9 protein-coding genes are annotated in these 10,097 nt (G+C 65.9%); 3 read left to right on the top strand and 6 right to left on the bottom strand.

Going from position 1 to position 10,097, the window contains the following annotated elements:
• Positions 1-124: 124 nt before the first annotated feature.
• The 5 genes from NKI72_RS32940 to NKI72_RS32920 all read right to left on the bottom strand — a co-directional run bounded on the left by NKI72_RS32940 (position 125) and on the right by NKI72_RS32920 (position 5,847).
• Positions 125-1,063, bottom strand: a complete 939-nt coding sequence (locus tag NKI72_RS32940) for an ABC transporter substrate-binding protein (RefSeq protein WP_352470775.1) — start codon at positions 1,061-1,063, stop codon at positions 125-127.
• Positions 1,064-1,149: 86 nt separating this feature from the next.
• Positions 1,150-2,127, bottom strand: a complete 978-nt coding sequence (locus NKI72_RS32935) for an ABC transporter permease subunit (protein WP_502894527.1) — start codon at positions 2,125-2,127, stop codon at positions 1,150-1,152.
• 20 nt (positions 2,128-2,147) lie between these two features.
• A complete protein-coding gene (locus NKI72_RS32930) occupies positions 2,148-3,692 on the bottom strand; it encodes a sugar ABC transporter ATP-binding protein (RefSeq protein ID WP_352832411.1) in 1,545 nt (514 codons plus the stop codon).
• The gene (locus NKI72_RS32925; RefSeq protein WP_352832408.1) at positions 3,689-5,068 is read right to left on the bottom strand and encodes an FGGY-family carbohydrate kinase; all 1,380 of its coding nucleotides are present in this window, start codon (positions 5,066-5,068) and stop codon (positions 3,689-3,691) included. Before NKI72_RS32925 ends, NKI72_RS32930 begins: the two co-directional genes overlap by 4 nt.
• Complete coding sequence (locus tag NKI72_RS32920) at positions 5,065-5,847, bottom strand: DeoR/GlpR family DNA-binding transcription regulator (protein ID WP_023680486.1); 783 nt, start codon at positions 5,845-5,847, stop codon at positions 5,065-5,067. Before NKI72_RS32920 ends, NKI72_RS32925 begins: the two co-directional genes overlap by 4 nt.
• 228 nt (positions 5,848-6,075) lie before the next feature.
• On the opposite strand from NKI72_RS32920, the gene NKI72_RS32915 reads away from it, so the two are divergent.
• The 3 genes from NKI72_RS32915 to NKI72_RS32905 are packed head-to-tail and all read left to right on the top strand — an operon-like array spanning position 6,076 to position 9,255.
• The gene (locus NKI72_RS32915) at positions 6,076-7,119 is read left to right on the top strand and encodes a class II aldolase/adducin family protein (protein ID WP_352615432.1); all 1,044 of its coding nucleotides are present in this window, start codon (positions 6,076-6,078) and stop codon (positions 7,117-7,119) included.
• A gap of 1 nt (position 7,120) precedes the next feature.
• A complete protein-coding gene (locus NKI72_RS32910) occupies positions 7,121-8,407 on the top strand; it encodes an FGGY-family carbohydrate kinase (protein WP_352832405.1) in 1,287 nt (428 codons plus the stop codon).
• Positions 8,404-9,255 (top strand): TIGR01459 family HAD-type hydrolase, encoded by an 852-nt coding sequence (locus NKI72_RS32905; RefSeq protein WP_352540845.1) that lies wholly within the window; start codon positions 8,404-8,406, stop codon positions 9,253-9,255. Before NKI72_RS32910 ends, NKI72_RS32905 begins: the two co-directional genes overlap by 4 nt.
• Before the next feature lie 12 nt (positions 9,256-9,267).
• Here the strand turns inward: NKI72_RS32905 and NKI72_RS32900 are convergent, their stop codons facing one another.
• The gene (locus tag NKI72_RS32900; RefSeq protein ID WP_352851999.1) at positions 9,268-10,023 is read right to left on the bottom strand and encodes an exodeoxyribonuclease III; all 756 of its coding nucleotides are present in this window, start codon (positions 10,021-10,023) and stop codon (positions 9,268-9,270) included.
• Positions 10,024-10,097 lie beyond the last annotated feature (74 nt).

The raw sequence follows: 10,097 nt of genomic DNA, 5'->3' as shown, positions 1-10,097 counted from the left end.
CCCCGGCCCCCCCGGCGCCTCGCCCGTCCCTCCCCCCCCCCCCACCCCCAGCGGGGGTGCGCCCCCCCGCCGCCCCCAAAACGCGGGGCCGCCGCCCCCCCCCCCCCCACCAGGCTTGGGAGGCTTAGCGAGCCGCGGTCCAGCCCTTGTAATCCTTCAAATTGTCGGCCGTGATCAGCTTCGGGTCGAGCAGCACCGTCGGCTCGGCCGGCTTCTTGCCGGCAAGCAGGTCAGCCGCCATCGTCAGCGACTGGCCGGCCATCACATAGGGATCCTGCGAGGCCGAGGCCTTGATCATCGACGTGCCGGAGGCGAGTTCCTTCTCGATATCGGGTGCACCGTCGACCGCGGTGAAGATGAACTCCGAGCGGTTGAGCTGCTTGGCCGCAAGCTGGGCGCCGATCGCCGTCGGATCGTTGATCGCGAAGACCGCGTCGATCTTGTCGAAACGCGTCAGCAGCGACTGGAACACTTTCAGGCCGCCGTCACGCGAGCCTTCGGCGTTCTGGTCGTCGGAAAGGATCTTGATGTCGGGGTGCTTTGCCAGCACGTCCTTGCAGCCCTTGACCCGCTCCAGGATCGACGACGAGGCCGGGCCATTGAGGATGACATAGTCGCCCTTGCCGCCGGTATTATCGACCAGATACTGGCAGGCCTCTTCGCCGGCCTTGACGTTGTTGGTCATCACGGTGACGTCGGCGCCGGGCGCCGAAACGTCGAAAGCGGCAACGACAATGCCGGCCGCCTGCGCCTTCTTCACCGCCGGCGCGATCGCCTTGGCATCGACTGCGTTGAGCATGATGACGTCGACACCGGCAGCGATGAAGGAATCGACCTGCGATACCTGCTTGTTGAGATCGTAGTCGGCCGATACCGAGGTCACCTGCACATTCGGGTTGATCTTCTTGGCCGCGTCCTCGATGCCCTTGATGGTGGCGACGAAGAACGGGTTGCCGAGCAGTCCGACCGAGATGCCGACTTTGTTCAGATCCTTTGCCGATGCCGGCGCGATGACGGCGGCCGCAAGGGCGACGCCGCAGAGCAGTTTAGCGATGGTCTTCATTGTTTTATTTTCCTCCTGATGCCCCGCGCCTCTCACGGTGCGTTACACATGAAACCGGCTCGTTGGATGCCGGCGACTAAGGGCCATCACGTTCTTGCTCCTGCCTGGAGCCGGTAACGGTCGAGGGCGACCGCCACGATGATGACCAATCCCTTGATGATGTACTGCCAGATGTCCGAAACACCGGCGAGGATGAGCCCGTTGGACAGCACGGCGATGATCAGGCCGCCGATCAGCGTGCCCCAGATCGAGCCGACACCGCCGACGAAACTGGTGCCGCCGAGGATGACTGCGGCAATGGCGTCGAGTTCGTAGGACTGGCCGAGCTGAAGCCCGTTGGCGGCATAGAGCCGGGCCGCCGACATGGCGCCGCCAAGGCCGGCCAGAAGGCCGGAAACGCCGTAGACGAAGAGCAGCACCAGCGGCACCTTGATGCCGGTCAGCCTGGCGGCCTCGGCGTTGCCGCCGACGGCGTAGATCCAGGTGCCGAGCACGGTGCGCTTGAGCACCAGCCAGGACAGGACGACGACCGCCAGCGCGATGATTACCAGCCACGGAATGCCGAACAGCGAACCGTTGCCGATGAAGTCGAACGGCAGGTCCGCGTTGAACACCGTCGTGTCCTGGCCGAGCAGGCGGGCGACGCCGCGCACGGCGGTCAGCGATCCCAGCGTGACGATGAAGGGCGGCAGCTTGATATAGGCGATCAGCAGCCCGTTGATGACGCCGAAACCGAGCCCGACGAGAATGGCCGCGGGCACCCCCAGCAGTCCCCAATCGGGCACCAGCGACACCATCACTGCCACCATCGCCGAGGCGGCAAGGATCGAGCCGACGGACAGGTCGATGCCGCCGGTCAGGATGACGAAGGTCATGCCGGCGGCCAGCACGATGTTGATCGACGATTGCTGCATGACGATCAGCAGATTGGTCTGGGTGAAAAAGCGCGGATTGATGAACTGGAAGCCGACCGCCAGCAGGATCAGGATCGGCAGCATGCCGAGTGCGGCAATGGCGGTACGCCACCTCGTACTCCTGCCGACCGCCCGGTCGTCCGCTTTCATCGTGTCGGCCACCTTGTCGGTCATCGCTGAGCCGCTCCCGTTGCAAGTTCCATGATCGCTTCCTGCCGCAGCGGCTCGCCCTCCGACGCCGTCACCTCGCCGGCAATGGTGCCGTCGCGCATCACCAGCACGCGGTCGGCGATGCCGATCACCTCCGGCAGTTCGCTGGAGATCATCAGGATGGCGATGCCTTTCTTGGCCAGGTTGTCGATCAGCCGATAGATTTCCGACTTGGCCCCGACATCGACGCCGCGGGTCGGCTCATCGAGGATGACGACCTGCGGCTCGGTTTCCAGCAGGCGGGCGAGCAGCACCTTCTGCTGGTTGCCGCCCGACAGCGAGCCGGCATTGGCCTGCACCGAGTTGGTGCGGATGGAGAGGTCTGACACCGCCTTGGCGGCGCGCTTTTCGGCAGCCGTGAAGTCGCGCAAACCGCCGGCCTTCGCGTCCTTTGCCAGCACGCCCATGCTGATATTGTCGGAGATCGACATGTCGAGAAACAGGCCAAGTTGCTTGCGGTCCTCGGTCAGGTAGGCAATGCCGGCATCGAGCGCCTCGCTCGGCGAACCGATGGATATCGGTTTGCCGCCGAGCTCCAGCGTGCCTGATGTGTGCCTGTCGGCGCCGAAGATCAGCCGTGCCAGTTCGGTGCGGCCCGAGCCGACCAGGCCGGCCAGTGCCAGCACCTCGCCCTTGTGGAGGTCGAAGGAACAATTGTTTATGAGATTGCCGCCCGACATGCCGCGCACCGACAGCGCGATGGCGCGCTTGCTGTCCGGCGGACGGTGATCCTTCTTGTAGAACGTCGACAGATCGCGCCCGACCATCATCGATACCAGGCGCGAGGCGTTCAGGTCGGCGCGGTCGAGCGTGCCGACATAGCCGCTGTCGCGTAGCACGCTGACGCGGTCGGCGAGCTGGTAGACCTCTTCCATGCGGTGGCTGATGTAGATGATGGCGATGCCTTGCGACTTCAGCGTCGCAATCACCTCGAACAGCCGGTCGGTCTCACGCGAGGTCAGCGACGTGGTCGGCTCGTCCATGACGATGATGCGCGCATTGGTCGACAGCGCGCGGGCGATTTCCACCAGCTGTCGCTCGCCGAGCGACAGGCTTGCGACCGGAGTGCGCGCCGAGAAGGTCACGCCGAGCCGCGCGATGATCTCGCTGGCGCGCCGATTGCACTGCTCGCGGTCGACAACGCCGAACCGTCGCGGCTCGTTGCCGAGAAAAATGTTCTGCGCTACCGACAGATTAGGCGCCAGCGACAGCTCCTGATAGATGACCGCAATGCCGGCGGCGCGCGCCTTGATCGGGTCGCCCGTCGCGGCCGGCACGCCGTCGATCAGGATTTCGCCGCCGGGGTCCGGCCGGTAGGCGCCGGACAGCACCTTCATCAGCGTCGACTTGCCGGCACCGTTTTCGCCCATCAGCGCGTGCAGCTCGCCGGCGTGAACGGTCAGCGACACATCGTGCAAGGCGCGGATCGCAGCGAACGTCTTGGAGATGTGGCGCATCTCCAGCACCGGCTGGCGCACCGTCTCGATCCGGGCGGCGGCGCTCATCGCGCACCTCCTGCAGCTGCGCTGGCCACAGCCCGGTCGGCGGCAAGGCCGCGCCAGTCGTTGCGATAGCCGGCAAGGCCGCTGAAACTTGCCGCATGCACCGCCTCCGGCGCTTCGGTGGCAAACTCGCGTCCGACGCTTTCGAAGGCAAGTGCGGCAGCACCGGTGGCGCTGCCCTCCAGCGTTGCGCCCTGCAGGAAAGCCTGCCCGGGCCGCAACTGCGCCAGCAACGCGGCAAGCAGCCCGCCATTGTTCAGGCCGCCGTCGACGATCACTGTGTTGTCCGAATGGATCAACTCGAGGCACAGATCGACCATCAGCGCGACATAGAGCAGCGCCATGGCCGCGCGTTCCTCGGCATTGGGCGTACGCCCGACCAGTTCGCCGCGGCGGTGCGGCATCGGGCCGCCGGGCGCGAAGCTCGGCAGCGCCATAATGCCGGCGTCGATCACCCGTTGTATCGATGACGGCGCGATTGCGCCCTGCCAGCCAGCGCTGATCGTGGCGAATTCGCGCCCACCCATGAAGCGGACGGTTGGCACCGGGCCGCCATCGACATCGACATTGACCAGCATGTCGCGCTCGCCGTCGAGTGCGTCGAGCGGGCAGTCGGGATTGAGCACGACCACCCAGGTGCCGGTCGAGACCACGGTCACCGGCCCGAGCTGCTGCCGGCGGTAGGCATGGAGCGCGGCATTGCTGTCGTGGACGCCATTATGGATGGCGACTGGCTTCGCGGCCTGGCCGAAGCGCTGCTCGCCGATCACCGCGCCGGCGCGCTCGAAGGCGGGCATCTGGCCGCGCCAGCCCTCGGCATCGACCAGCGAGCTGAAATCGCGTTTGCGCGGCGCCCATAAATGCGAGTGGCAGCCAAGATACGACACTTCCGATACCGGCCGGCCGCCAAACCGCCAGCTCCAATATTGGGGATAGCCGAGGATCGATTTCGCTGCGGCGAAGGCACCGGGCTCCACCTCCTTCAGCCACAACATGTGGCGGCCGTAGTTGAAGCCAAGCGGCAGGCGCGGCGAAAAGGTCTCGGCAAAATCCGGAATGCGGCGGTCGATCTGCGCGGCGATTTCAGCTGGCGGTTCCTGCTCGTAATCGAGGATCGGATGCGTCAGCACGGCTTCGTCGACCAACGCGAAGGTGCAGCCATGGCCGGATACCATCAGCCCTTCCACGCCATGCATGTCGACTGCATTATCGATGGCGCGAGCCGCCCAGTCGTGCAGCGCTGGCTCGTCGAGCACGCTGAAGCCGCCTTTTCGGATCCAGCTCGGCTGGCTGCGGCGCTCGTCGAGTATCTGTCCGTCCTGGCCGAAGACGAACAGCTTCGAATTGGTCTTGCCGAAATCGAGGACGGCGATGTTCACTGGGCGCCTCCCGAGGAAGCCGCGATCCGCACCATGACGCCGGCATCTTCGAGCATGCGGGCATCTGTCTCGGACAGGCCGTCATCGGTGACCAGCGTGCCGATCCGCGACAGCGGCAGTGCCACATTGCGCGCGTGGATAGACAGTTTTCGGCTGTCGGCCAGCACGACGATCTGGTCGGCGCAGAGGCTGAGCTCGACGATCGAGCGGACCAGCAGCGGGTGCGATTCCAGAAGGCCTTCCTGGCCGATGCCTTGCGCGCCGAGAAAGAACTTCGAGGCGTAGAACGGCACCGTCTGCGTCAGCGAATGGATGATGCCCGGCTCGCGGTGCAGTTCGCCGCCGGCGACGGTGAGGCTGCAATGGCCGTGGTCGCTGAGATAGGCCGCGAGCGGCATCGAGTTGGTGTAGAGCCGGATGTTGCGGTCGGCGAGCTTGACGCCGAGATGGAAGCAGGTCGAACCGCCATGCACGATGACCGCGTCACCGTCGCGCACCATGGTGGCGGCGAGAGCGGCGATCTGCCGCTTCGCCTCGACGGCGAGGTCGCGGTTCTCGTCATAGGGCCTGGCATAGGCGACGCCGGCTTGCGAAGCGCCATCGAGCGCCGAGATGCCGCCATAGACCTTGCGCGCTTCGCCGGCCTCGTCGATCTTGTCGATGTCGCGCCGCACCGTCGCCGCCGATACGCCAAGCCGCTCCTGCAGCTCGCGCACCGATGCGAAAGGCCGGTCCCGCAAAAGCTCGACAATCTGACGCTGGCGGCCGGAGTCGCTCAACCCTTACCTCCCAATGCGCTTGCCTCCCAAGCATTTTGCACGGCATTGCCGTTTTGCATGGCAATTGGTGCAACTTACTCAACGGCCCTCGGATTGCAAGCCTGATTTGACGCGATAACATCACTGTTGACGTAACTTGCTCGCATCTGCGATACCAGCATGGGTCTTCGTCCCGGCACCGGGACGTCCAAAGCCGTGGCCACGCGGCCGGATTGTAGAGGAATTTCGATGACGATCAGTGCGGATGCGCAGGAACTGGCAGCGCTGCGGTCGCTTTCGGCCGCTATCGGCAGCGACGCGCATCTGACCCAGGCCGCCGGCGGCAACACCTCGCTGAAAGCCGGCGACACGCTCTGGATCAAGGCCTCCGGCACCTGGCTGAAGGACGCGCTCATCGCCGACATCATGGTGCCGGTCGGCATCCCGCCATTGCTCGACGCCATCGAACGGCGCGACCCGGCCGCCGAACAGCCGCAGGCCTTCACTGTCGACGCCCTCAGCGCGCGCGGCTTGCGCCCGTCGATCGAGACCACCGTGCATGCGCTGATGCCGCAGCGCATCGTTCTGCATGTTCACTGCGTCGAGACCATTTCGCTGGCCGTGCAGGCCGACTGCGAGGCCGAGGCCGCCAGGCGGCTCAACGGCCATCAATGGGCGTATATTCCCTATCGCCGGCCGGGACTGCCGCTCGCGCAGGGTATCGCCGAGCGCCTTCGGCCAGGCGTGGATATCCTGATCCTCGGCAATCACGGCCTGGTCGTTGCAGCCGAGACCGTCGCCGCGGCCGACATGCTGCTGCGGCGCGTGACACGACTGTTGGCGCGGCCGCCGCGCCAGGTGGCGGAACCGGACATCGCGGCATTGACGGCGCGCGCCGGCGACAGCGACTACAGATTGCCGGCGGACGTTGAGGCGCATGCGGTGGCGATCGACCCCGAAAGCTGCCGCATGGCTTTGGGTGGCAGCCTCTACCCCGACCACGTCATCTTTCTCGGCGAAGGCTCGGTCGTGGCGAGACCGGACGAGGGTGTGAAGCGCGTCATCGAGCGCTGCGGCGCCGCACCCGTGGCGATCCTGTTTCCTGGACTCGGCGTGTTGATGCGCGGCGACGCCGGCGCCGGTGCCGACGCCATGCAGCGCTGCCTTTCCGACGTGACGGCGCGGATCGATGTCTCGGCGAAGCTGAATTATCTGACAGCGGCGGAGAATGACGAGCTGATCAACTGGGACGCCGAAAAATATCGCCAGAAACTCAATGCCGGAGGCAGCTGACATGTCGCGTTCGTCTGGCCCGCTTGCCATCGGCATCGACATCGGCACATCCGGCGCGCGCGCCGTCGCCATGCGTCCGGACTTTTCCGTTGCCGCGCATTCCGCTATTGCCCTCGAGCGATTTGGGCCGAACGGCCGTGACCCCGCAATATGGTGGGAGGCGGTCGGCGCGACTTTGGCGGAACTGCTCAAATGTATCGATCGCGCGGCAGTGCGCTCGATCGCCGTCGACGGTACGTCGGGCACGCTGCTGCCGGTCGACGGCGCCGGGCGGCCGCTGGCCGAACCGCTGATGTACAACGACAAGGTCGCTGACGACACTATTCTGACAGCAATAGCCGGCGCGGCACCGGCAACGAGCGCTGCACTCGGGGCAACCTCCGGTCTCGCCAAGGCGCTGTCTTTCCAGCACCTGCCCGGCGTCGCCACTGTGCTGCACCAGGCAGACTGGATCGCCGGACAGTTTTCCGGCCATTTCGATGTCAGCGACGAGAACAACGCCCTGAAGACCGGCTACGACGTCGAGGCCCGGCGCTGGCCGGACTGGATCGCGGCGACCGGCGTGCGCATGGAATTCCTGCCCCGCGTCGTGCGGCCGGGCGATGTCACGGACACGCTCACCGCCAGCGCCGCGAAAATGTTCGGCCTGCCGCGCGACGTGGTCGTGGTCGCCGGCACGACCGATGGCTGTGCGTCGTTCCTGGCAACCGGCGCGACGGCGGCGGGCGACGGCGTCACTGTGCTCGGCTCGTCGCTGACCATCAAGATCCTCTTCGACCGGCCGATCTCGGCGCCGCAATTCGGCATCTACAGCCATCGGCTGGGTGACACCTACCTGGCGGGCGGCGCCTCGAACTCCGGCGGCAAGGTGCTGGCCCAGCATTTCCCCGTCGCCCGCATTGTCGAACTCAGCAAAAAAATCGACCCGGCGACGAAGACCGGCCTCGATTATTACCCGCTGCCGGCGCCGGGCGAACGCTTCCCCATAGCCGATCCGGCGCTGCCGCCGCGCCTCGAGCCGCGGCCCGCCGACGACGCCGACTATCTGAAAGCGATGTTCGAGGGTATTGCGGCGATCGAAGCGCTCGGCTATCGCCGGCTTGCCGAACTCGGCGCCCCCCGACTGACATCGGTCAGGAGCGTCGGCGGCGGTGCGGCCAATCCGGCCTGGACAGCGATCCGGCAGCGCAAGCTTGGCGTCGCTCTCGTGCCGGCTCTTTCGGAGGAGGCCGCTGCCGGCACGGCGCGGCTGGCGCTGATGGGCGCAAGCGCAGCGGGGCTTTTATGACGGCCAAGGCAATTCAACACCTCGACGGCATCGCCGCGCTGACCGACCGCTATCAGGTGTTCCTGCTCGACCAATTTGGTGTGCTGCACGACGGCACCAGCGCCTATCCAGGTGCTGTCGAAGCGTTGTCGGCACTCAAGCGCGCCGGCAAGACCATCGTACTGATCTCGAATTCCGGCAAGCGGGCGCAACCCAATGAGCACCGCCTGCTGAAGCTCGGCTTCGAACCGGGAAGCTGGGACCACTTTGTCTCCTCCGGCGAGGTGGCATGGCGCTCTTTCCACCAAATGGCAGCATCCGGAGCCCTGCGCCCGCAGACAAAATGCCTGCTGATCCGCCGCGACAATGACCGTTCGGCTGTCGACGGCCTGCCCTTCGTCCTGGCCAAGGACGGCGACGATGCCGAACTGGTGCTGATTTCCGCCAGCGAGGGCGATCGCTACGACCTCGACCATTATCGCCGGCTTCTTGGTCCGGCGGCGGCGCGGCGGGTGCCATGCTTCTGCACCAATCCCGACAAGATCATGCTGACTGCCGTCGGCCCTCGCTTCGGCGCCGGCCGGCTCGCCGATCTCTATGAGAGCCTCGGCGGCAGCGTGTCGCGCATTGGCAAGCCCAATCCGCAGATATTCGAGGCAGCGCTGGCACTGGCGGGCCACCCGGAGCGCGACAGCGTGGTCTGCGTCGGCGACAGCGTCGAGCACGACATCGCCGGCGGCAACGGCGTCGGTGTCGCGACGACGCTGGTCCTGTCGGGCATATTGGCGGGGGCGCCTGACCTGGAGGACGTTTTCGCCACGCTGAATGCCCGTCCCGACTACATCGCGGATAGCTTCAGGTTTCGCTGAGGCGAGACAAAGCTAATCCAGGTTGAAACGCCCGATCACCGGCACATGGTCCGAGGGCCGTTCCCAGCCGCGCGCCGGCCGCAGGATTTCATAGCCGGCAAAATGCGGCACCAGGTTTGGCGACGACCAGACATGGTCGAGGCGGCGGCCGCGATTTGAGGCCTGCCAATCCTGGGCGCGATAGCTCCACCAGGTGTAGAGTTTCTCCTCGTAAGGCACATTGAGCCGCATCAGGTCGATCCAGTCGCCGGCGAGCCGCATTGCCTCGAAGTTTTCTGTCTCGACCGGCGTATGGCTGACGACATTGAGGAGCTGCTTGTGCGACCAGACATCGTGCTCGAGCGGCGCGATGTTGAGGTCGCCGACCAGGATCGAGCCGGAGTGCTCGTCATGCTCGGCCCGCACGGCGTTCATCTCGGCAACGAAATCGAGCTTGTGCTTGAACTTGCGGTTGACGGCCGGGTCGGGCTCGTCGCCGCCGGCCGGAACGTAGAAATTGTGCAGCAGGATCGTTTTGCCGCCGGCGTTGACGGTGACCGACAGATGCCGGCTGTCGTCGATCTCGCAGAAGCGGCGCTTTTCGACCACCTCGATCGGCCGCCGCGCTATGGTGGCAACGCCGTGATAGCCCTTCTGGCCATGGAAGGCGATGTGCTCGTAGCCGAGCTTGCGGAACGCCTTCTCCGGAAACAATTCGTCCGGAACCTTGGTTTCCTGCAGGCAGAGCACGTCCGGGGGCGGCGCACCCCACAGGCCCGCGACCAACAGGCTCGGCCCCCCGGCCGACGGGTGCTGTGCCGAAGCCGCGGGACAACGCCGGGGGGGGGGAGGCAAAAACAAAA

Source organism: Mesorhizobium sp. M0437 (genome assembly GCF_040321335.1).
GTDB lineage: Bacteria > Pseudomonadota > Alphaproteobacteria > Rhizobiales > Rhizobiaceae > Mesorhizobium.
Note: the sequence above shows the minus strand (reverse complement) of the source record. Positions and strands in the feature narration are given on the sequence as shown.